This is a genomic window from Sphingomonas sp. jy18 (assembly GCF_056931895.1).
Window position 1 is genome coordinate 157,716 of sequence record NZ_JBXPBT010000001.1, and the last position, 21,492, is coordinate 179,207.

Consider the following 21,492-nt stretch of genomic DNA (forward strand, 5'->3'; position numbering starts at 1 on the left):
CGCGCTACTCGACCGAAACGATCTCGATCGCGCCGGGCCTGCCGCTGAAGTCCAGCACATCGCCCGCCTCCCCCTCCATCAGTGCGCGGCTGAGCGGCGCGTGAAAGGACAAGAGGTCACTTGCCGGATCTGCCTCGTCATCGCCGACGATGGTGATGGTCCGCCGTTGTCCCGACAGCATGAACTCGACGCGTGAGCCGATACCGACCCGCCCCGGCGGCGGCGTGGGAGCGAGTTCGACCGTCGCCATCCGCGTGCGCCAATAGCGCAGGTCGCGCTGCACCGGATCTGGCTCGGCAGGCGTATCGACGCCGCGAGGCAATGCCTCCAGTGCCGCGACCTTCGCTTCGATCAGCGCCAGTCCGCGCCGAGTGACCCAATTGGGCCCGGGCGGGATGGGCAGTTCGAAACGCGGTTCCTTGTGATCGTCATCGCCTTCCCGGCGGAATGCCACGCTCATCTGCTGTTTCCTTTCGAGCCTATATGGGGGCGGTCGGCAGCAACCCCAAATCCCCCTAGCGCTCCCTATCGCCGCACAGTAATGCGCCGGCATGAGCACGAGACAGGTTTCAGATCAGAGCGATCCGTTCATCGAAAGCAAGGCCGATCTGATCGCGCCGATGGCGAAAGGCGAAAAGCCGAAGGAGCGCTGGCGCATCGGCACCGAACATGAAAAGTTCGTCTATCGCCGCACCGATTTTGCCGCGCCGTCCTATGACGAGCCGGGCGGCATCCTGGATCTGCTCAACGGCCTGATGCGCTACGGCTGGGAACCGGTCGTCGAAGGCGGCAAGGTGATCGCGCTTGCCGGGGAAGATGGCAACATCAGCCTCGAACCTGCCGGGCAGCTCGAGCTCTCCGGCGCGCCGCTGGTCAACCTGCACCAGACCTGCGCCGAAACCGGCCGGCATCTCAAGCAGGTCAAGGAAGTCGGCGAAGAGCTGGGCCTCGGCTTCCTCGGTCTCGGCATGTGGCCGGACAAGACGCGTGAGGCGCTGCCGATCATGCCCAAGGGCCGCTATGCCATCATGCTGCGGCACATGCCGCGCGTCGGCAGCATGGGGCTGGACATGATGCTGCGCACCTGCACCATCCAGACCAACCTCGATTATGCCAGCGAAGCGGACATGGTGCAGAAGTTCCGCGTTTCGCTGGCGCTGCAGCCGCTGGCGACCGCGCTCTTCGCCAATTCGCCCTTCACCGAGGGCAAGCCCAACGGCTTCCTGTCGTACCGCAGCCACATCTGGACCGATACCGATCCGGCGCGCACCGGCATGCTGCCGTTCGTGTTCGAGGATGGCTTCGGCTTTGAACGCTATGTCGACTATATGCTCGACGTGCCGATGTATTTCGTGTTCCGCGATGGCAAATACATCGACGCGGCGGGGCTGAGCTTCCGCGATTTTCTGCGCGGCGAGCTGTCCGTTCTGCCCGGCGAAAAACCGACGCGCAGCGACTGGATCGACCACCTCTCCACCGCCTTCCCCGAAGTCCGGCTGAAAAGCTTCCTCGAGATGCGCGGGGCCGATGGCGGGCCGTGGAACCGCATCTGCGCGCTGCCAGCGCTGTGGGTGGGCCTGCTCTACGACCAGGGCGCGCTCGATGCGGCGTGGGACGTGGTCAAGGACTGGAGCATCGCCGGGCAGCAGCGACTGCGCGACGAGGTGCCGCGGCTCGGCCTCGAGGCGACTGCGCCCGATGGCCGCCGCCTGCTCGATGTCGCCAGAGAGGTGCTGGAGATTGCCAGCGCCGGGCTGGCGGCGCGCGGCGAGGTCAATTCGATGGGCGACAGCGAGGTCGGCTTCCTGCGCCCGCTGCTCGACATCGTGGCCGAGGGCAAGACGCCGGCGGACCGGTTGCTCGAGCGCTATCATGGCGAATGGGGCGGCGACATTGCGCGCGTCTACGGTGAAAAGAGTTTCTGAGACGGCGCCCGGCGACTGTCACAAACCGTCTTGTTTCTGCAACAGTGCTTGAGAATCGTCACGCGGTTCGCCGCGTCACGTTGATTCTGCGGCGCAGCAATCTATTCGGCTCGGGCATCCGGCGCATCATTGTTGCGCCGTACCGATTCTGCTTCCTGCCCCACTGCAAGGATTGACCGATGCGCGCTAACTCTCCCCGCCTGTTGTTCGCTGCCGTGCTTGCCAGCACCGCCCTCACCTCGCCTGTCTTTGCCCAGGACAGCACCACGACGGCTGATGACGACGGCCTCGAAGACATTGTCGTCACCGCCCAGCGGCGCGAGGAAAATCTGCAGGACGTGCCGATTTCGGTCACTGCGCTCGGTGGCGACCGGCTCGACGCCATCACCGCAGGCGGCGTCGACATCCGCGCGCTCTCGGCACGTGCCCCCAGCCTGATCGTCGAAAGCTCGTTCGGCCGCACCTTCCCCCGCTTCTACATCCGCGGTCTCGGCAACACCGATTTCGATTTCAACGCCTCGCAGCCGGTCAGCCTGGTCTATGACGAGGTGGTTCTGGAAAACCCGATCCTCAAGGGCTTCCCGATCTTCGACCTCGATCGCGTGGAAGTGCTGCGCGGGCCCCAGGGCACGCTGTTCGGCCGCAACACCCCGGCCGGCATCGTCAAGTTCGATTCGGTCCGCCCCGGCGAGGCGACCAACGGCTATGGCCGCATCTCCTACGGCCGCTACAATGCCATCAATGCCGAAGGTGCGTTTGGCACCCGCCTGTCCGATGCCGCATCGTTCCGCCTGTCTGCGCTCTATCAGCGTCAGGACGATTATGTCGACAATGTGCTGCCGTCGGGCACCACGCGCGACGCGTTCGAAGGCTATGAGGAATTTGCCGCGCGTGCCCAATTGCTGCTCGAGCCGACCGATCAGCTCGACATCTTGCTCGGCGGTCAGATCCGCACGCTCGACGGCACCGCGCGCCTGTTCCGCGCCAATGTCTTCACGCGCGGCCAGCGCGGCCTCAATGCGAATTTCCGTCGCAACCGGGTTTCGGTGGACGGGCAGAACGAACAAGAGGTCGATACCTGGAACTTGTCGGCGCGCATCAGCTACGATGCCGGTCCGGTCGATATCATTTCGGTCACCAGCTATTGGGATGGCGACGCCACCTCTGTCGGCGATGTCGACGGCGGTTTTGGCGCCAACTTCCTGCCGCCGAACCTGACCGGGCCGGGGCAGATCCCCTTCACAGCCGAAACGCGTGACAGCGTGCCGAGCCTGAGCCAGTTCACCCAGGAGCTGCGGATCGCCAGCAACGGGGACGGTCCGCTGTCCTACCAAGCTGGATTCTTCTACTTCAACGAAGACCTGACCATCGTCAGCGAAAATTATTCGACGTTGGGTGACCCGAACAACGCAACGGGCGGCGTCAACATCCTCGTCAGGCAAGATCAGGAAAGCGAGGCGTTCGGCCTGTTCGGTTCGCTGAGCTACCAGATCACCGATGCGCTGACCCTGACCGGCGGCATCCGCTACAATGACGACAGCCGCGACTTTGTGGTGGTGCGCAGCCGCGATACGCAGTTCCCCAATTTCCTGCAGAACCCGCTGGGCACGGTGACGCGGTCGGTGGATGACGACACCATCACCTGGGATGTCAGCGCCACCTATGCCGCGTCCGAAGACCTCAACCTCTATGCCCGTGTTGCCCGCGGCTATCGCGCGCCGTCGATCCAGGGCCGCGTGCTGTTCCCGCCGGCGACCGCGACCCCGCTGGAATCGGGCGTCACCATCGGCGATTCGGAAACCATCCTGTCGTGGGAAGCCGGGCTTAAGTCGACCTTCCTCGACGGACGCGGCCGCTTCAACCTCGCCGGGTTCCTGTACAATCTGAATAATGCACAGCTCACCGCAGTGGGCGGCGGCGTCAACGCCAACCGCCTGATCAATGCCGACAACGTCCGTGGCTACGGCTTCGAGGCCGATCTCGAACTGCGTCCGGTGCCCGAACTGACGCTGACCGCTGGTCTTTCCTACAACCACACCGAGATCGACAGCCCCGGCCTGACCACCGCGGCCTGCGGCGCGGTGCGCACCGACACCATCACCAATGTCTCGCTGTGCACCATCCTCGACCCGATTGTGGTACCGGCGGCACCCTTCTCTGCGGCGATCGTCAACATCGACGGCAACAGCCTGCCGCAGAGCCCGCGCTGGATCGCCAACTGGACGGCCCGCTACGCCATCCCGGTCGGCGATGGCGAGGTCTATGCCTATACCGACTGGGCCTATCGGTCGAAGATCAACTTCTTCCTCTACAACTCGGTCGAGTTCCAGGATCGCAGCCTGCTCGAAGGCGGTCTGCGCATCGGCTACAAGACCGACAGCTATGACGTATCGGCTTTCGTCCGCAACATCACTGCCGACACCTCGGCGGTGGGCGGCATCGACTTCAACAACCTGACCGGCTTCGTCAACGAACCCCGCATCTGGGGCATCGAATTCGGCTACAACTTCTGATCGGATCGCAGGAGGGGCGCTGGCATGGCCGGCGCCCCTTTTCCTTGCGCAACCGGCAGTGCACTAGCGTATTGCATCACCAATACACTTCTGCTATCCCTCGCCGTCACGGCTTGTGGGGACAAGTGAGAGGGGTTTGGGAACGATGTACAGCGAGACAGATCTGACCGCAGCGGTCGCGGCAGGGGCCATCAGCCCCGAGGCGGCACAGGCCCTGCGCGACCATGCGGCCGCCGCCCGATCGGGGCCTGCGGTCGATGAGGAGCATTTCCGGCTGATCACCGGCTTCAACGATATTTTCGTGACCATCGCAGCGGTGATCCTGCTGGTGGCGATGGCCTGGATCGGCGAAGCGGCGCACGATGCGCTGGCAGGCATGCTGGTGGCCGCCTCCGCCTGGGGCCTCGCTGAATTCTTCACCCGCAAACGCCGCATGGCCCTGCCGTCGATCGTGCTGCTGCTGGCCTTCGTGGGTGGCGTGGCAGCCACCTTCATCGGCCTGCTGACCGAGCATGGCGAACGCTGGTTCGGTACCAACCCCGACGAGCAGCTGGTGGCATTCATCGGCGCCGGCATCGCGCTCGCCACGGCGGGCGCTGCCCTGCTGCACTGGCGGCGGTTCATGGTGCCGATCACCGTGGCAGCCGGAACGGCTGCATTGGTCGGGACGGTCGTCGCGCTGATCGTCGCCGCGATCGGCCCGGACAATTTCAGCAAGAATGCGGTGCTGTCGATGGTATTGGTCGGCGGTATCGGCGTGTTCGCGCTGGCGATGAACTGGGACCGCAGCGACCGCAGCCGCGTCACCCGCCGCAGCGACGTGGCCTTCTGGCTGCACCTGCTGGCGGCACCGATGATCGCCCATCCGTTGTTCAGCCTGCTCGGCGTGTCCGACGACGGGGTGATCGGGATCGGCGGCGCCATCGGGGTGATCGCCCTGTACCTGACCTTCGGCCTCATCGCGCTGACCATCGACCGGCGGGCGCTGCTGGTCTCGGCGCTTGCCTATGTGCTGTTCGCCATGACCCAGCTGTTCCGCTCGGCAGGCGCTGTCGAACTCAATGTCGCACTCACCGCACTGGTGATTGGCTCCGCCCTGCTGCTGCTCTCCGCCTTCTGGCACAGCGCACGCGGTGCGATTGTCGGACTGCTGCCGGACGGCGTGCGGGCGCTGGTGCCCGCGGCTGGCGCTGTCTCGCAGAGCGCCTGATTGGAGGGGCCGTCGCTCCGGCGAACGCTGGAGCGATGGCCTATTCCACCAGTTTCAGTAATCGCCGCTCCAGGGGCGCAAGCACGCCGGCCAGATCGTGGCCGCGCTTGAGCGTAGCCCCGCCCTCTCCCACCAATGTCCACAGGCCCTGCTTGAGACGGAGCGCCGGGCGCTTCTCGATGCGTATCTCCGGCCGCTCGGCAGCACGGCGAAAGGCGCTGAACACCGCGGCATCGCGGGAAAAATCCATCGCATAATCGCGCCACTGGCCGGCTGAGACCATGCGGCCGTAGAGGTCGAGGATGCGCGTCAGTTCGATCCGGTCGAACCCGACCTGGCCGGGAACCTGCTGCGGAAACGGTGTGACGATCCCCAAGCGTCAGGCCCGGTCGCGCTTGTCGGCGACTGCGGCGTCGCGCTCTTCCATCAGCGTGGCGATGCGCTTCTGCAGCTCGGTGAGCTGGCAGGCGAGCAGTTCCAGCTTCTGTGTCTGCGGGTCGAGCTGATCGCAGCACGTGCCATAGGGCACGAAATCGCGGGCATATTCGCGTGCATCGACCAGCGTCGGCTTGGCCGGGATGCCCACCATCACTGCGCCGGGCAGGACATCCTTGGTCACCACCGCATTGGCGCCGACGCGGGCGCGCTCGCCCACGGTGATCGGGCCGAGGATCTGTGCGCCGGAACCGACGATGACGCCGTCCTTGAGCGTCGGGTGGCGCTTGCCGGCGATGCCGTTGGCCGGATCGGTCCCACCCAGGGTAACGCATTGGTAGATGGTGACATTGTCACCGATTTCCGCCGTCTCGCCGATCACGGTAAAGCCATGGTCGATAAACAGATGCTTGCCGATCTTGGCGCCAGGGTGGATGTCGATCGCGGTCAGCGCCCGGCTGATGTGGTTGACCAGGCGGGCGAGGAAATAGAGCTCGGCCTCGAACAGCCAGTGCGCCACCCGGTGCATGCCGACCGCCCACAGGCCAGGGTACAGCAATATTTCCCAGTGCGACCGGGGAGCGGGATCGCGCGCCTTGATCGAGGCGAGATAGTCGATGAGCGACGTCAGCATGGGTTGTCCTCCCCCTAGGTGCACATTGGCAGCCCCGCACCACTTGACAATGGGCAACTTAGAGACAATTTCGATTATTGGGAAGCGCGTGATAGAGAGAGCCTGATGCAAGCCTATCTCCCCACGCTCAAGCAGCTGCAATATCTTGTCGCGCTCAAGGCGCACGGACACTTCGGTCGTGCCGCCGATGCCTGCTTCGTCACCCAGTCGACCCTGTCCGCCGGCATCCGTGAGCTGGAATCGCTGCTCGGCATCATGCTGGTGGAGCGGACACGGCGCGTGGTGCGCTTCACACCACTGGGCGACCGCATCGTCGAGCGCGCCCACCGTGTGCTGCGCGAGGCCGAGGAGCTGGCGGAGCTGGCGGCTGCCGCCGGCACACCGCTGGCGGGGGATTTGAGGATGAGCGTCATCCCGACCATCGCCCCGTTCCTGCTGCCGCGGCTGTTGCCGCAACTGCGCGCCGAGCGCCCGGAACTGAAGCTGTTCCTGCGCGAGGAAACCAGCCACGCCGCCTGCGAATCCCTGCATCATGGCCAGGTCGACTGCGTGCTGCTGGCGCTGCCCTATCATTGCGGCGACGTCGAATATGAGCAGCTGTTCGAGGACCGGCTGCTGCTCGCTGTGCCGGGTAACGGGCCCGACCTTCCGGCCAAGATCAATCCCGCCTCCATCGATCCCGACAGCTTCCTGCTGCTCGAAGACGGCCATTGCCTGAAGGATCATGCGCTGGCGGCGTGCAACCGGCCCGATCTCAGGACCGGTGCCCGCATGATGGGCACTTCGCTGCACACGCTGGTGCAGATGGTCGACAACGGTCTGGGGGTGACGATGCTGCCAGAACTGGCAGTCGACGCCGGCCTGCTCGACCAGACCCAGGTGGTCACCCGGCCGCTCGATTCCCAGCATGACACGCGCACGGTGGCGCTGGTCTGGCGCAAGAACAGCCCCCGCCAGAAGGAGTTTCATCTTCTTGCTGAAATCATGCGCAAGCATTGGGGCCAGGGACTGAAAACGCTGCTCGCGGCCTGACGCTGCACCGCTGCGACTGACGCGCTACCCCCAACCGGCGGCGCGATCGGCATCCGTGGCGCGCGGTTCCACCCAGCGCGGCGGGCCGCTTGCCAAAATTTCCTTCTTCCACAAGGGCACGTCCGTCTTCAGACGGTCGATGAGGAAGGCGGTGGCGGCAAGCGCCGCCTCCCGGTGCGCGCTGGCAGCGGCGACCAGCACGATCCGCTCTCCGGCGGCCAGTGCGCCGACGCGGTGGATGAGGGTGACGGCCGCGAGCGGCCAGCGGTGCATCGCCTCGCCCGCCAGCCGCTCGAGCGCCTGCACGGTCATCTGCGGGTGGTGGTCGAGGAACAGGGTGGCGACACCGTCATCACTGCGGACATGGCCGATGAAGCTCGCCACCGCACCATGCGGGCCGAGCCGTGCCAACTCCGCGCCGCAGTCGAAATCGTCCGTGCCGATACGGACCGTCATCATCCGCCGGTCACCGGCGGAAACAGCGCGATCTCCGTGGCGGTGCCGATGGCCGCATCGAGCGGGACCATCGCCCCGTCGAGGGCAGCGCGGATCCGTGCCGGGTCCGCAAACACTGCGGCGCCGGCCGGATCGCGCCCGGCCAACCAGCCGACCAGATCGGCAATGGTCTCCAGATGCGGCGGCAGTGCCAGCGCCTCGGCATCGCGCCCCATGCCTTCGCGCACCCAGGCAAAATAGCTGAGCGTCACCATCACCCTCAATCCATATGCTTGAGGCCGACCCTGAGATAGTCCCAGCCGGTGACGATGGTCAGCACGCCCGCCGCCCACAGGCTGGCGAGGCTGGCAAATTTGACGAACAGATGCGCCGGCAGCTCTGTGGCCAGCATCCAGCCGTCGGGCACCGCGCCGGCCAGGATCAACCCGCCCAGCGCGACCATCTGGAAGGTCGTCTTCCACTTGGCGAGGCGGCTGACCGGCACCGATACGCTGAGTCCGGCCAGAAACTCCCGCAAGCCCGACACCGCGATTTCCCTGAGCAGGATGATCAGCGCGGGGATGATGTGGATGTCCTGGATCGCCGCCTTGTCATGCCGCGTACCGACCAGCAGCAGGATGACTGCCGCGACCAGTATCTTGTCGGCGATGGGATCGAGGAAGGTGCCCAGCTTCGACACCGTGCCCTGTGCGCGGGCGAGATAGCCGTCGAAATAATCGGTGATGCCGATCAGGCAGTAGAGCATCCAGCCCATCAGCCAGCCGGCTTCCCAATCGGTTTTCCACAGCAGCGCGACGAGCAGCGGCACGGCGAAGATGCGCGACAGCGTCAATATGTTGGGCAGGTTGAGCACGCTTGCGATATATCCCCGAAGTCGGACGGTCTTAGCCGCAATGCGGGCCGCACGAAAAGCCTTTTGACCACCCCGCCGCCAGCGCATATGGCGGCGACATAAAGGCGGCCCCTCCCGGCCGGCCAGGATTGGGACCGCACCGCTTCATGCAAAGCTCGATGCGTCTGCTCGGCAAGCGCCGTTTCCTGCCGCTGTTCGTGACCCAGCTGCTCGGCGCGTTCAACGACAATCTCTACAAGAATGCCATGGTCTTCCTGATCGTCTATGACGTACTCAGCGACCCGGCAGCGGAAGGCTGGTTCAGCGCGATTGCCACCGCGGTGTTCATCATCCCCTTCTTCCTGCTCTCTGCCGCGTCAGGCCAGCTTGCCGACGCGCGGGACAAGGCGGCGATTATCCGCATCGTCAAGGCTGCCGAAATCGCCATCATGATCGTCGGCGCCATCGGCCTGTTCCTTGCCTGGCAGGGCATGCTGATCAACGCCGTCGCCATCCCCCTGATGATGCTGGCGCTGTTTGCCATGGGCATCCATTCGACCTTCTTCGGCCCGATCAAATACGCCATCCTGCCTCAGCATCTGAAGGAAGACGAGGTGCTGGGCGGTACCGGGCTGGTCGAAGCGGGAACCTATATCGCCATTCTGGTCGGCACCATCGTCGCAGGGCTGATCCCGGTCGAAATCGCTGCGATCGCCGTCATCCTGACCGCGATGATCGGCTATGCGACGGGCCGGCAAGTCCCGCCCGCACCGCCGGTCGAGAGCGATGTCCGCATCGACTGGAATGTCTGGCGCTCCTCGGTCAATCTCGTCTCCGCCACGATGCATATTCCGCGGCTGTTCCTCGCCATCTGCTCGATCAGCTTCTTCTGGACGATCGGCGCGGTGCTGTTCATCCAGTTCCCGCCGCTGGCCAAGAATGTGCTGATGGCCGACAAGGCCGTGGCCAGCCTGTTCCTGGCAATCTTCTCCATCGGCATCGCCATCGGCTCGGTAGCGATCAACCGGCTGCTCAAGGGCACCGTGTCCGCCAGATATGCGCCTGCATCGGTCATCGTCATGGGCCTGTTCGTGATCGCCTTCCACATCGTCTGCCGTTACTGGTCGCAAGAGGCGGGCGACCTGCTCAGTCTCGGCGACTTCGTGATGCATGATCTGGCCTGGGTGCTGCTGGCGAGCCTGCTCGGCATCGCCGTGGCCGGCGGCATGTTCGTGGTGCCGCTCTACGCCTTTCTCACCACCACGGTGGCCAAGGATCAGGCGGCGCGCACCGTTGCCGCCAACAATATTGTCAATTCCGGCGCGATGGTGGTCGGATCCGTGATCGCAATGGGTCTGAGCGTCGCTGGGGTTCGCATCATAGACCAGCTGCTGCTGGGGGCCGCGATGTGCCTGATTTCGGCCTGGCTGGCGCAGAAGCTGCACAGGGCGTGCGACTGAGGCGCTCGCGCCAATCGGCTTGAGTGGTCAAATCGGCCTCGGGCCCTGCGCAAGCAGTAGGTTCCAAATGGCGTCGAGGCGGCCCGTATCTTCCTCGGTCATGTCGAACATAGCTGCTAGTGAAGCTTCCAACGCCTCCACCAATTCGCGGCCGGTCCCATTGCCAACAAGACGCCCCTCGCTCTCAAACACGAATTTCCAACCAGCATTCTTGATAGATTCGGTTGCGCTTACCCATGTCCAGCGATCATCGCGTGCAATGACAACGAGGCGTTGATTTCGACGACTTTCTATTACGATTTCTACGTGTTCAAACGTTTCGCCATCACGAATCTCGACAATGCGTCTGACGTTGGGTGTAGCATTTCGACGCTTCAGTGACTTAGAACGACGACGAATTGCCTCGAGCACCGCATCAAGAAACGGGTTGTCGGCAGGCAGTGGGGCAGTCTTAGCCATGACGCAATATAGCCATTGTTGGCGCTATGGCCATGGTAACGTCTGAGGTGGTTGCCATCCCCGCCCCGCTCTCCCTACAAGCAGCGCAAAGGGGAGACAAAAATGTCCAATGGCCTGTTTCGTCGCAAGATCATCCAGCCTGAGGGCACCACCCATGCCGCGCTGCCGCGCACGCTGAGCTGGCCGCATCTGATCGCGCTGGGGGTCGGCGCGATAGTCGGCACCGGCATCTTGACGCTGATCGGGGTGGGTGCGGACAAGGCGGGGCCGGCCGTGATCCTGTCCTTTGCCATCGCCGGGCTGATCTGCGCGTGCGCCGCGCTGGCCTATGCGGAAATGGCGACGATGATCCCGGCATCGGGCAGCGCCTATACCTACAGCTATGTAGTGATCGGCGAGCTGCTTGCCTGGGTGGTGGGATGGAGCCTGATCCTGGAATATAGCCTGGTGGTCAGCGCGGTCGCGGTCGGCTGGTCGGGCTATGCCGCACCGCTGCTGCAAGCCTATGCCGGGGTGCCGATGGCGCTGATGCAGGGGCCGGAACTGGGCGGCATCGTCAACCTCCCCGCCATCCTGATCATCGGCGTAGTCGCCGCGATGCTGCTGGCGGGCACGCGGGAGAGCGCGACGATCAATGCCCTGCTGGTGCTGGTCAAGATCGCCGCTCTCATCGTATTCGTCGCCGTGGCCCTGCCGGCGCTCGACCCTGCCAATTTCGATCCGTTCAGCCCGTTCGGCTTCGGCAAGCATGTCGACGGCGCCGGGGTGGAACGCGGGGTGATGGCGGCGGCGGCGATCATCTTTTTCGCCTTTTACGGCTTCGATGCCATCGCGACTGCGGCCGAGGAAACCAAGAACCCTTCGCGGGACCTGACCATCGGCATCGTCGGATCGATGATCGCCTGTGTCGCCATCTATATCGCCGTGGCCGTGGCGGCGGTGGGATCGACCCCGTTCGGCCTGTTCGCCAACAGCGCGGAGCCGCTGGCGCTGATCCTGCGCCAGCTCGACCACCCGTTCGCCGCGCAATATCTGGCGGCATCGGCGGTGATCGCGCTGCCGACCGTCATCCTGGCCTTCTTCTACGGGCAGAGCCGCATTTTCCTGACGATGGCGCGCGACGGCATGTTGCCCGCCGGCCTTGCCAAGCTTTCGTCGCGCGGATCGCCGGTGCGGATCACCCTGTTCACTGCCGTCATCGTCGCGGTACTCGCGGGCTTCATCCCGCTGGGCGAGCTGGCCGCGCTGGCCAATGCGGGCACACTGGCCGCCTTTGCCGCGGTCGCCGTGTGCATGCTGGTGATGCGGGTGCGCGCGCCCGACGCACCGCGCACTTTCCGCACGCCGCTGCCCTGGGTGGTAGGCGCGATCGCGGTGCTGGGCTGCCTCTATCTGTTCATCAGCCTGCCGGCGAAGACGCAGATATGGTTCTTCGTGTGGAATCTCGGCGGACTGCTTGTCTATTTCCTCTACGCGCGGGGACGCGCGGCGGCGGGTCAGGCAATCTGACCGAGCGTCAGAGCAGGAACAGCATCGCCCCGGTGAAGGTCAGTGTAAAGGTCATCAGCGCGTCGAGCAGATCGCGCTGGCTGATCCACGGACGCGGCGCGACGGCCCGCTTGCCGAGCCGGGCGGCGACATCGCTGTCGAGTATCGCCGGATCGATCTCTGCCATCGGCATGTTCGCGATGCGCGCTGGCCGGATGGCCGGCCGGCGACGGATGAGTCGGGTGAGGTCTTGCGCCATGCCGGCAGGGTTAAGCCCCTCTTAACCGTTCGGAAAGGCGCAAAGGGGGTTAACGCCGAGCCGTGCCAAGCGGGGACATGCAGGGGTTTCGTAGTTAATCGTGCTTACATCACGCAACCCGTCATTGCGAGCGCAGCGAAGCAATCCAGGGAGGCTTGCCACGACTCTGGATTGCTTCGCTGCGCTCGCAATGACGGAGAGAATGGTCAGGCTGCGATGTGATCCAGCCCGATATCCGCCGCCGGCGCGCTCTGGGTCAGGCGGCCGACCGAGACATAGGTGACCCCGGTTTCGGCAATCGCACGGATGGTATCGAGCCGGACGCCACCCGACGCCTCGGTCGGCACCCGGCCGGCGACCTGTGCCACGGCCGCACGCAAGGTCGGCACATCCATATTGTCGAGCAGCAGATGCGTCGCCCCCGCCGCGATGCCCGGTTCGATCTGGGCGAGGCTGTCGACCTCGAGGATGATCCGCTCGATCCCCGCTGCCACCGCGCGCCGCACCGCCTCGGCAACACCGCCGGCCACCGCGACATGATTGTCCTTGATCATCGCCGCATCGTCGAGCCGCATGCGGTGATTGGTCGCGCCGCCCATGCGGGTCGCATATTTCTCCAGCAGCCTGAGGCCGGGAATGGTCTTGCGGGTATCGAGCAGCACCGCACCGGTTCCGGCGATGGCATCGACATAGCGGCGCGTCATGGTTGCTATGCCCGAGAGATGCTGCACGGTGTTGAGCGCCGAGCGCTCGGCGGTCAGCATGGCGCGGGCGTTGCCGGTGAGCCGCATCAGGTCGGTGCCTGCGGGGACGGCGGCGCCATCCTCCACCAACCGCTCGATGGCGACGTCGGGATCGAGCGCGCGGAAGAAGGCCTCCGCCAGCGGCAGCCCCGCCACCGTGATCGCATCGCGGCTGTCCATCACGCTGGTGAAGCGCGCCTCGGCAGGGATCACCGCAGCGGAGGTGATGTCGCCACCCTGCCCCATATCTTCGGCCAGCGTGGCGGTAACGAAGGCGGCGGTGTCGAATCCGGGCAGGGTAAATGTCATGCCGCTGCGCTATCGGCCGGATGCGCGGTTGCCAAGCCTTGGCGCGCGCGTAGAGTGGACCGGCACGCACGCAAGGGAGGCATGGCGATGACAGGAATCGATGGCGACACCGAACTGCCGCCGATGCCGACCCTGGAGGAGTTTCAGCACTGGACCCAGACCATCGGTCGCGCCCAGCAGTTGCTGCTGGAATTCGCGCTGTCGCAGGAGGGGCAGGAGCAGGTCCAGGCGATGCTCGCCAAGCTCGGCGATCCCGGCGCCTTCACCGCGATGATGCAGCCGCCCGCTGCTGCAGAGCTTGGCAATCCCAGTGCGGCGACATCGTGGCTCGGCGCGGCGACCGGTTTCTGGCAGGACAGCATCAACCTGTGGCAATCGATGATGGTGGGCCAACTGCCCCAGCCCGAAACCAGGGACCGCCGCTTTGCCGCGCCCGAATGGAATGCGCATCCGCTGTTCGCCTTTGTCCGGCAAAGCTATGCGATGATCGCCGAACGGATGCTGGCCGCCGCCGATGCCGTCGACGGGCTCGACCCCAAGCAGAAGGCGCAACTGCGTTTCCAGACCCAGAATTTCATCGACGCGATGGCGCCGTCCAATTTCGCGTTGACCAACCCGCTGGTGCTGAAGCGCACCATGGAAACGCGCGGCGAAAATCTGGTCAAGGGGCTGGAGCATATGCTCGCCGACCTGAAGAAGGGTCAGCTGACGCATGTCGACACCTCCCGCTTCGAGCTGGGCGTCAATATCGCCACCACGCCCGGCAAGGTGGTGCATGAAACGCCGCTCTACCAGCTGATCCAATATGCGCCGACCACCGAGAGCGTTTACGAAGTGCCGCTGGTCATCTTCCCGCCGTGGATCAACCGCTTCTACATCCTCGACCTCAACCCGGAAAAAAGCTTCATCCGCTGGGCGGTCGAGCAGGGCATCACCGTGTTCATCGTCTCCTGGAAATCGGCGGACGAGAGCATGAAGGACGTGGTGTGGGACGATTATATCGCCGCCCAGATCGACGCCATCGCCACCATCAAAACGGGGCTGGGCGTCGAGAGCGTCCACACCATCGGCTATTGCGTGGCCGGGACCACGCTGGCCGCGACGCTGGCGCTGCTGGCGGCGCGCGATGCCGCGGACAGCGTGGCCAGCGCGACCTTCTTCACCGCGCAGGTCGATTTCAGCGAGGCGGGCGACCTGTTGCTGATGGTCGATGAGGCACATCTCAAGATGATCGAGACGCTGTCGGCACCGGGCTATCTCGACGGGCGCTATATGGCGGCGACATTCAACAGCCTGCGCGGGCGCGACCTGATCTGGAATTATGTGGTCAACAATTATCTGCTGGGGGAGGATTATCCCCCGTTCGACCTGCTCTACTGGAACGGCGACACCACCAATCTGCCGGCGCGCTGGCACAAAAGCTATCTGACCGACCTCTATCGCGACAACCGGCTGGTGGTGCCGGGCGCGATGATGGCGGACGGCACGCCGATCGACCTCGGCCAGATCAAGACGCCAACCTACATCCAGGCGGGCCGCGAGGATCATATTGCACCTGCGAACAGCGTCTGGAAACTGATGCACCATCTCGCTGGCCCGAAACGCTTCGTGCTGGCCGGGTCCGGGCATATCGCCGGGGTGGTCAACCCGCCTGCTGCCAACAAATACCAGCATTGGGTCAATGAGGGCAAGGCGGCGACGCTCGACGAATTCGTCGCCGGAGCTACCGAAATCAAGGGAAGCTGGTGGCCCGACTGGCTGCGCTGGCTCGACGCGCTGGCCCCCGCCCAGGTCAAGGCCAAAGGCGCGCGCATCCCCGGCGATGGCAGGCTGAAGGCCATCGAGGACGCGCCCGGCCGCTACGTCAGGCAGCGCTGATCGTGGCTTTGCTGCACTGCACAATTTCCTCTTGACGTTAGGCAGCAGGATGCTTATTGTGCAGTGCAACAAGACTGCAATGGAGCGCCACCATGGCCACGCGCAACGAAGATACCTCTGCTGAACAGGCTTATGCCGCCGCCAGTGCCGCTGTGCCGGCTGCACCCAAGGCTGTAGCCCCCGCCAAGCCGGTTGCTGCTGCTGCACCGAAGGCCGACGCGCCTGCAGTCGTCGCCGCCCCGAAGGCTGACGCACCGGTGGCCAAGGCTGCTGTCGCCGCCCCGGCCGCCAAGAAGGCTGCGCCGAAGCCTGCTGCCAAGCCGGTCGCTGCCAAGGTTGCGGCCAAGACCAAGGCCAAGGTTGCCCCGAAGAAGATTGCTGCTGCTCCCAAGGCGTCGCCGGTCAAGGCCGCTGCCAAGGTTGTCGCTGCCAAGACCAAGACCATCCCCGCCACTGTGAAAGCCGCCGCCGCTCCTGCCGCGACGCTGATGAGCAAAGGACAGACCATGATCACCGAAACCACCAGCAAGATCACCGAAGAAGCCACCAAGGTTGCCACCGAAGCCAAGGCCCGCGCCGAAGCGTTCGCCGGTGAATTCCAGACCCGCGCCAAGGCTGCTGCCGAAAAGGGCCAGGAGTTCGCCAAGGACGCCGTCGAGTTCAACAAGGGCAATGTCGAAGCGATCGTCGAATCGCTGAAGATCACCGCCAAGGGCGTGCAGACCATGGGCGAAGAGTTCGTCGCGGTTGCCAAGCAGTCGATGGCCGACACCACCGAAGCCGCCAAGCGCTATGCTGCGGTGAAGAGCCCGACCGAATTCTTCCAGCTCCAGTCGGAACTGTCGAAGACCGCGCTCGACCAGGCCGTCAAGAATGGCGCCAAGGCGACCGAAATGACCGTCAAGCTCGCCAACGACGCGTTCCAGCCGATCAGCAGCCGCATCTCGGTTGCCATGTCGAAGCTGAAGACCGCCGCCTGAGCGTGACGCGGGAAGCAGGGGCGGCTGAACCCGGCCCCCCTGGTTTCCCGAGCGACAAGGCCGCAGCGGCGCTCGCCGCAGGCCGATGACGATGATGTGCAAAAGGCAGGAGAGGCTTGATTGCCCTCTCCTGCCTTTGTCGTGTGTGCCGCTGACAGGCGAGGCATGACGCGGCGCAGACGCTAAAAGGGCGGTGGCGCCGTTTGGCACCACCGCCCTGTTCATCTCAACACAGAAACAGGCCTATCACTCACCGCACCGGGGCCGTTGGCGCCGCCCGCCTGGTCCGGCGGCGTTGCTCCATGCCCTTGCCCGGCGGTGCGCTGATTACAGCTTGGCCGACGCGTAACGGAGCGGAACAGATGTCCCGCCGACCGTGCCGCTGCGGGCGCCCAGTGCCTCACACCGGCCGGTCGAGCCAGCCGCGATAGTGAATGACGTCGCCGATCAACGGCAGAGCGATGGCGACATCGAAGCGGAAGCGGTTGCCATCCACCGCCTCCGATGCCCGGATACGCGGGCCGAGCCACAGCGGCATGGCAATGCCCGCTGCGGTCCAGCCACGCAGCAGCATGACCAGCCCGTCGCCATCCACCGCGAGGTCGAAGTGGAAGCGCATCGGACCGAATTGCTCGACCAGGCGCCCTTTGGCCATCGACAGGCGGCTGTGGAACCGCTGCCCGCCGAAATCGCGGGTCCATGTCTCATGCCCGTCCCCGGTTTCGAAGAGGACATGCAGAGCATGCTCGCCGGCGCGGGGAAAGCGCATGATCGTTGCGACGAGCCGGGCCAGCGGGTTGGTGCCGCGCGTCACCCTGCCCCGACCGGCGGCGCCGGCGATGCCTATGACCGAATGCATGGCCTGCACCTCAGCGGGCAGGCGGTCGAACGCGGCACCGAGCACGCGGCGGTACAGCGGCGGGGCCAGTGCGCGTTCCCGCTCCGCCCTGAGCGCGCCGATGCCATCGAACGCGGGCGCAAATTCCTCCAGCGTCAGAGCCTCCCCCGCATCCCGCGCGCCGGGGGCGATGCGTCGGCCCAGCATCGCGTCGACGAGCAAGGCTGCGGCCAGGGTGGGCACCTCCGGCCCCAAGCCATCGTCGACCACCAGGCTCCACTCGCGCTCGATGGCGGTGCCGCCCGACAGGCCGACGACGCGGACCTGCATCCCGGACTTGCGGCTCGCCGCCAGCCCGGTCAGCCGCTGCAAGGGTGCGAGCAGACCGGCCAGCACCGCCCCCGATTTGAGCAGACCCAGCCGCACCAGCAGCGCGATCATTGCCAGGCCGAACACCTGCACGGCGCGATCGGTCCCGGCGCGGAAGCGAACCGATGGGCGCCCCGGCAGCCGGGCGGGGAGCAGGGCGAGATCCGGCACATCGGCATCGGCCAGCCAGCGGCGGCCCAGCGACGGCCCGCCAGCGATGCCGATGGTGCGCCTGGCCAGCCCCAGCCATCCGGTCAGCCGGTCCACCCGGCCGCCGCGCCACACCGCAAAGCGCTGCCCGGCATAGCTTAGCATCGCCCGGGCAACCGACGCCCCGGCACCGCCGCGGTTGGAGGCGGAAATGGCGATATCGACTTCCGCCACCCGCTCCATGCCTGCAGCGAGACGGCGCACCACGGCGCCGGACAGCGCGGGCACGCTGGATGCCCCGGACAGGATGGTCACGCCGCGCTGCTTGGCCTCTGCGTCGAGCGCAGCGATGCCGCAAACAAAATCCCGCGCGTCGGCCAGATCGCAATAGGCGATGCCCGCCGCCAGCGCCGCACGCGCGACCAGCGGCTCAGCCTGCTGAAACGGGCCGGCGGCATCGACCACCACCGCAGCATCGCTGGCGACAAGCCGCGCCGCCAGATCGGGTGCGCGGGTATCGAGCATCAGCGCTTCGGCCCGATCAAGCGTGGCGGCGAAGGCGCGGGCGCGGGCGAGCGAGCGGCCGGCAACGATCACCCTGACCCCTTGGGCGGCGAGCCTGCGACTGAGCCGGCTGCCGAATCCGCCATAGCCACCGACGATCAGCACAATCGGATCCGGCGCCGCCATGCTCACAACAGCCGGTCGGCAAAGCGTGGCTCCGGCAGCCAGCAGGTCTCACGCCGGCCGAACAGGCGATACCGGTTGCGGGCTACCCAGCGATACACCGGATCGCGCAGCGCGCGCGGGATCAGGCGAGCCAGTCCCGCCAGCCGCCATGGCCAGCCAAGGCCGCTGTAGATGGCCAGCACGGCATCCGAATCTCGCCACACATGGGGCCCGTCGATGACGAGTATCGTGTCCGGATTGGCCGGATCGATGCCGTTGCTGCGGAACAGCGCCGCCCCCGCCGCGCCCTGCATCGCCGCGAGACGAAACCGCGCTGCGCGATCATGCTTCAATATGAACCGGGCATTGGCGCTGCACAGCACGCATTGCGCATCGAACAGGACGATAGGGCCATCGACATCGGTCATCGGCGACGATCCTTATCGCCCCGGTGGCGAATGTGCCACTGCCACAAGCCTTGCAAGCAGGGGGGCAGTGCCATTATCTTGGCGCGACCATGCCCGACCTCACCAACCTCGACGACTTGCTGCTCGCTGCCGCTCCGATGATGAGCGGGGAGGATGAGGGCGACGGCACCGGCGACGGCAATGATGCCGGCACCGGGGTCGCGACCCGGACCCGCACGGCGACCAAGAAGCCGTCGCTGTACAAGGTGCTGATGCTCAACGACGACTATACGCCGATGGAATTCGTGGTGATGGTGCTGCAGCGCTTTTTCCGCATGGACATCGAGCAGGCAACGCGGGTGATGCTGCATGTGCATCAGCGCGGGGTGGGCGTGTGCGGCATTTACACGCTCGAGGTGGCCGAGACGAAGGTGACGCAGGTGATGGATTGCGCGCGTGAGCACCAGCACCCGTTGCAATGCGCACTGGAAAAAGCATGAGCGATTCTTCCGCCGCTCCGCAGGATGCCGGGCGGCTAGCAGGTCTCGAACGGCTCACACCGCTCGAGATCAGCACCTTGCGCCATGTCCATGATCATCTGACCGCCAAGGAAATCGCGCGGATCGAAGGTGTGTCCGAAGACGCCATCGTCAACCGCATCAACCGCGCTCGCGCCAAACTGGGCGGCGTCAGCCGGGTCCAGGCAGCCAAGCTGGTTGCCCAGGCCGCGCCGTTGCCCGCAGCCCCCGCGCAGCCAACCCCATCTGTCTCGGCGGCACCGGCGGAGCCGGTCGGGACTGCCGTCCCCGCACCCGCTTCCGTCGCCGGCGCCGCCACATCCCATCAAATGGGATACCAGCCGATGGGAGATGACCCGGCAGCGCTCCTGCCCCACCAAGCGACGACACCGATGCCAACCGCCGACAGAGCCGGCGCATCGGGGTTCGGGTGGCCCTTCCCGACGAAGAGCCGCCCGGTCAATGACGATCGGTTGTTCGCCCGGATAGCCTGGCCCATCGGCCTCGCCTTTCTGACGATACTGGCGCTCGTCATGCTCAACACGGTGCTGCAGAGTTTGGGCAACCTCCGGCTCTGACACCATCATCCCGTCTCGGGGATGGATCAGGGAAGGATGGTACGCATGCTGAAAGAACGTCTTGCCGCTGCCCGCCGCATCGCCGCGCATCTCAGAAACGCCGAAGAAGCCGTCGATGACGCCATCATCAATCTTTCCACGCTGATGGCCGCGCTCCCGCACGAGCGCCGCGCCGTCAACCTGCGCCCCTCGCTGGGTCACGAGGCACTGGCCAAGACGGCAGAGGCGATTGCCCTGTCTGGCGAGCTGCGCTGCGCCATCATCGACGCTCACAAGGCGTTGTTCACCGTACAGGCCGAGGTCGGGCTCAAAGCCTATGCCATCGGCCCAACAGCCGACCAGCCGAACGGCATGCTCGAACCCGAGACCGGGCATCGTCGTGCGGCTCTTCGGGTCGCGTAGGCGGGGAGGTCCGCTTTGGACATCCTCGCCTATTCGGCGTGTCTCGGGCTGGTCTTCCTGCTGGGGGGCCAGCCCGAGCGCGTCGGGGCGCTGATATTGATCGTCGGATCGCTGGCCACCGGGGTTGTCGCGGCGGGCGTGCTGGGCAGCTCGACCTGGGACTATCTGGAAACGGGCATATTCATCATCGATGTGATCGTGCTGTTCGCACTATGGGGCATCGCGCTAAGCAGCGATCGCTTCTGGCCCTATTGGGTCACGGCCTGGCAGCTGATCGCGGTGCTGGTCCACCTGCAGATGGTCATCTTTGCCAACATCATGCCGCAGGCCTATGCCTATGCCACCAAATATATGGCCTTCCCGATAGTGCTGCTGATGCTGTTCGCCAGTGTCAATCGGCGGCTGCGCCGGAGGGATTTTGCGGGGTAGGGACTAGGATTTTTTCGCATAGCGGTTTTGGCAGCGACCGGACTGTTCGAGGCTGCGGATCGATGCCTAAATATCCGCCCCTGGGCATCCTGTAACCAACAAACACAGTGACGTTGCAACTTGCTTGCAGCTGCGCAACCGACTTCAGCACCATACCGATGGTGGCGTCCGGCCGGATATCCATCATCGCCGTCCAACGATTACCGCCATGCGGCCCGTATCCGCCTTCGTCGTATATGATCGATGCGGGATCCTCTAGCGGTTGACCGGAATACATGAGACCACCCGTCCCAAGATAGGCGACAGGACGATCGGGGTAAGCCGCAGTCAGGCCATTTACACCGCGATCATCCGTCAGAATGACCGTCGTGCGAACGGTGGTCAGCCAGAAAATCTCTGTCGTTTCGGTCGGCGCGCGGCATGCATATACGACATCAGCGCCAAGAGCGCACGCGGCGAGTGCAATTAACTGACCTCGTTTCATCGTGCCAAGCCATATACGATGGATCAGGTTAACGT

At 65.2% G+C, this 21,492-nt stretch carries 24 protein-coding genes; 12 read left to right on the forward strand and 12 right to left on the reverse strand.

Going from position 1 to position 21,492, the window contains the following annotated elements:
* Positions 1 to 4 precede the first annotated feature (4 nt).
* Positions 5 to 460, reverse strand: a complete 456-nt coding sequence (locus AC0QC4_RS00745; protein WP_483657659.1) for a GreA/GreB family elongation factor — start codon at positions 458 to 460, stop codon at positions 5 to 7.
* Between the two features lie 91 nt (positions 461 to 551).
* Here AC0QC4_RS00745 and AC0QC4_RS00750 point away from each other — a divergent pair, with 91 nt between their 5' ends.
* The 3 genes from AC0QC4_RS00750 (at position 552) to AC0QC4_RS00760 (ending at position 5,648) form a co-directional block, all read left to right on the forward strand.
* Positions 552 to 1,925, forward strand: coding sequence for a glutamate--cysteine ligase (locus tag AC0QC4_RS00750; protein WP_483657661.1), 1,374 nt, complete (start codon positions 552 to 554; stop codon positions 1,923 to 1,925).
* Positions 1,926 to 2,104: 179 nt separating this feature from the next.
* Positions 2,105 to 4,438 (forward strand): TonB-dependent receptor, encoded by a 2,334-nt coding sequence (locus AC0QC4_RS00755; RefSeq protein WP_483657663.1) that lies wholly within the window; start codon positions 2,105 to 2,107, stop codon positions 4,436 to 4,438.
* A 145-nt stretch (positions 4,439 to 4,583) separates the two neighbouring features.
* Positions 4,584 to 5,648, forward strand: coding sequence for a hypothetical protein (locus tag AC0QC4_RS00760; protein ID WP_483657665.1), 1,065 nt, complete (start codon positions 4,584 to 4,586; stop codon positions 5,646 to 5,648).
* Between the two features lie 40 nt (positions 5,649 to 5,688).
* On the opposite strand, the gene AC0QC4_RS00765 is transcribed toward AC0QC4_RS00760, so the two are convergent.
* Both AC0QC4_RS00765 and epsC read right to left on the reverse strand, forming a co-directional pair.
* The gene (locus AC0QC4_RS00765; RefSeq protein ID WP_483657666.1) at positions 5,689 to 6,024 is read right to left on the reverse strand and encodes a DUF2794 domain-containing protein; all 336 of its coding nucleotides are present in this window, start codon (positions 6,022 to 6,024) and stop codon (positions 5,689 to 5,691) included.
* A 3-nt stretch (positions 6,025 to 6,027) separates the two neighbouring features.
* Positions 6,028 to 6,717 (reverse strand): serine O-acetyltransferase EpsC, encoded by a 690-nt coding sequence (gene epsC, locus AC0QC4_RS00770; protein WP_483657668.1) that lies wholly within the window; start codon positions 6,715 to 6,717, stop codon positions 6,028 to 6,030.
* Between the two features lie 105 nt (positions 6,718 to 6,822).
* Here epsC and AC0QC4_RS00775 point away from each other — a divergent pair, with 105 nt between their 5' ends.
* Positions 6,823 to 7,749, forward strand: coding sequence for a hydrogen peroxide-inducible genes activator (locus AC0QC4_RS00775; RefSeq protein WP_483657671.1), 927 nt, complete (start codon positions 6,823 to 6,825; stop codon positions 7,747 to 7,749).
* A 24-nt stretch (positions 7,750 to 7,773) separates the two neighbouring features.
* Here the strand turns inward: AC0QC4_RS00775 and AC0QC4_RS00780 are convergent, their stop codons facing one another.
* From AC0QC4_RS00780 to pgsA, 3 genes are read right to left on the reverse strand one after another with little or no spacing between them, the layout of a single operon-like run.
* A complete protein-coding gene (locus AC0QC4_RS00780) occupies positions 7,774 to 8,208 on the reverse strand; it encodes a molybdenum cofactor biosynthesis protein MoaE (RefSeq protein WP_483657673.1) in 435 nt (144 codons plus the stop codon).
* On the reverse strand, positions 8,205 to 8,459 hold the full coding sequence (locus AC0QC4_RS00785; RefSeq protein ID WP_483657675.1) for a MoaD/ThiS family protein: 255 nt from the start codon (positions 8,457 to 8,459) through the stop codon (positions 8,205 to 8,207). Before AC0QC4_RS00785 ends, AC0QC4_RS00780 begins: the two co-directional genes overlap by 4 nt.
* 5 nt (positions 8,460 to 8,464) lie before the next feature.
* Complete coding sequence (pgsA, locus tag AC0QC4_RS00790) at positions 8,465 to 9,058, reverse strand: CDP-diacylglycerol--glycerol-3-phosphate 3-phosphatidyltransferase (RefSeq protein ID WP_483657677.1); 594 nt, start codon at positions 9,056 to 9,058, stop codon at positions 8,465 to 8,467.
* A 146-nt stretch (positions 9,059 to 9,204) separates the two neighbouring features.
* Between pgsA and AC0QC4_RS00795 the strand changes: the two genes are divergently transcribed.
* Positions 9,205 to 10,497, forward strand: a complete 1,293-nt coding sequence (locus AC0QC4_RS00795) for an MFS transporter (RefSeq protein ID WP_483657679.1) — start codon at positions 9,205 to 9,207, stop codon at positions 10,495 to 10,497.
* 27 nt (positions 10,498 to 10,524) lie between these two features.
* On the opposite strand, the gene AC0QC4_RS00800 is transcribed toward AC0QC4_RS00795, so the two are convergent.
* Positions 10,525 to 10,956 (reverse strand): hypothetical protein, encoded by a 432-nt coding sequence (locus AC0QC4_RS00800; RefSeq protein ID WP_483657681.1) that lies wholly within the window; start codon positions 10,954 to 10,956, stop codon positions 10,525 to 10,527.
* A 102-nt stretch (positions 10,957 to 11,058) separates the two neighbouring features.
* Between AC0QC4_RS00800 and AC0QC4_RS00805 the strand changes: the two genes are divergently transcribed.
* On the forward strand, positions 11,059 to 12,465 hold the full coding sequence (locus AC0QC4_RS00805; protein WP_483657683.1) for an amino acid permease: 1,407 nt from the start codon (positions 11,059 to 11,061) through the stop codon (positions 12,463 to 12,465).
* A 7-nt stretch (positions 12,466 to 12,472) separates the two neighbouring features.
* Here the strand turns inward: AC0QC4_RS00805 and AC0QC4_RS00810 are convergent, their stop codons facing one another.
* Together AC0QC4_RS00810 and nadC are read right to left on the reverse strand one after the other, a co-directional pair.
* Entirely contained in the window at positions 12,473 to 12,703 is a 231-nt protein-coding gene (locus AC0QC4_RS00810; protein WP_483657685.1) for a hypothetical protein, read from the reverse strand.
* 206 nt (positions 12,704 to 12,909) lie between these two features.
* Positions 12,910 to 13,755, reverse strand: a complete 846-nt coding sequence (nadC, locus tag AC0QC4_RS00815) for a carboxylating nicotinate-nucleotide diphosphorylase (RefSeq protein WP_483657687.1) — start codon at positions 13,753 to 13,755, stop codon at positions 12,910 to 12,912.
* 87 nt (positions 13,756 to 13,842) lie between these two features.
* Between nadC and AC0QC4_RS00820 the strand changes: the two genes are divergently transcribed.
* Both AC0QC4_RS00820 and AC0QC4_RS00825 read left to right on the forward strand, forming a co-directional pair.
* Positions 13,843 to 15,633 (forward strand): PHA/PHB synthase family protein, encoded by a 1,791-nt coding sequence (locus tag AC0QC4_RS00820; protein WP_483657689.1) that lies wholly within the window; start codon positions 13,843 to 13,845, stop codon positions 15,631 to 15,633.
* A 92-nt stretch (positions 15,634 to 15,725) separates the two neighbouring features.
* The gene (locus tag AC0QC4_RS00825) at positions 15,726 to 16,613 is read left to right on the forward strand and encodes a phasin family protein (protein WP_483657691.1); all 888 of its coding nucleotides are present in this window, start codon (positions 15,726 to 15,728) and stop codon (positions 16,611 to 16,613) included.
* 400 nt (positions 16,614 to 17,013) lie between these two features.
* On the opposite strand, the gene AC0QC4_RS00830 is transcribed toward AC0QC4_RS00825, so the two are convergent.
* The gene (locus AC0QC4_RS00830; protein ID WP_483657693.1) at positions 17,014 to 18,660 is read right to left on the reverse strand and encodes a saccharopine dehydrogenase family protein; all 1,647 of its coding nucleotides are present in this window, start codon (positions 18,658 to 18,660) and stop codon (positions 17,014 to 17,016) included.
* 2 nt (positions 18,661 to 18,662) lie between these two features.
* On the reverse strand, positions 18,663 to 19,067 hold the full coding sequence (locus AC0QC4_RS00835) for a thiol-disulfide oxidoreductase DCC family protein (protein ID WP_483657695.1): 405 nt from the start codon (positions 19,065 to 19,067) through the stop codon (positions 18,663 to 18,665).
* An 89-nt stretch (positions 19,068 to 19,156) separates the two neighbouring features.
* On the opposite strand from AC0QC4_RS00835, the gene clpS reads away from it, so the two are divergent.
* Genes clpS through AC0QC4_RS00855 form a run of 4 tightly spaced genes read left to right on the forward strand, consistent with a single transcriptional unit; the run spans position 19,157 to position 20,973 of the window.
* The gene (clpS, locus tag AC0QC4_RS00840) at positions 19,157 to 19,546 is read left to right on the forward strand and encodes an ATP-dependent Clp protease adapter ClpS (RefSeq protein ID WP_483657697.1); all 390 of its coding nucleotides are present in this window, start codon (positions 19,157 to 19,159) and stop codon (positions 19,544 to 19,546) included.
* Positions 19,543 to 20,142, forward strand: a complete 600-nt coding sequence (locus AC0QC4_RS00845; RefSeq protein WP_483657699.1) for a helix-turn-helix domain-containing protein — start codon at positions 19,543 to 19,545, stop codon at positions 20,140 to 20,142. Before clpS ends, AC0QC4_RS00845 begins: the two co-directional genes overlap by 4 nt.
* 45 nt (positions 20,143 to 20,187) lie before the next feature.
* The gene (locus AC0QC4_RS00850) at positions 20,188 to 20,544 is read left to right on the forward strand and encodes a hypothetical protein (RefSeq protein WP_483657701.1); all 357 of its coding nucleotides are present in this window, start codon (positions 20,188 to 20,190) and stop codon (positions 20,542 to 20,544) included.
* A gap of 15 nt (positions 20,545 to 20,559) precedes the next feature.
* Positions 20,560 to 20,973, forward strand: coding sequence for a hypothetical protein (locus tag AC0QC4_RS00855; RefSeq protein WP_483657702.1), 414 nt, complete (start codon positions 20,560 to 20,562; stop codon positions 20,971 to 20,973).
* On the opposite strand, the gene AC0QC4_RS00860 is transcribed toward AC0QC4_RS00855, so the two are convergent.
* Positions 20,936 to 21,457, reverse strand: coding sequence for a hypothetical protein (locus AC0QC4_RS00860; protein WP_483657704.1), 522 nt, complete (start codon positions 21,455 to 21,457; stop codon positions 20,936 to 20,938). The two genes, AC0QC4_RS00855 and AC0QC4_RS00860, sit on opposite strands and share 38 nt — an antisense overlap.
* Between the last annotated feature and the right edge of the window lie 35 nt (positions 21,458 to 21,492).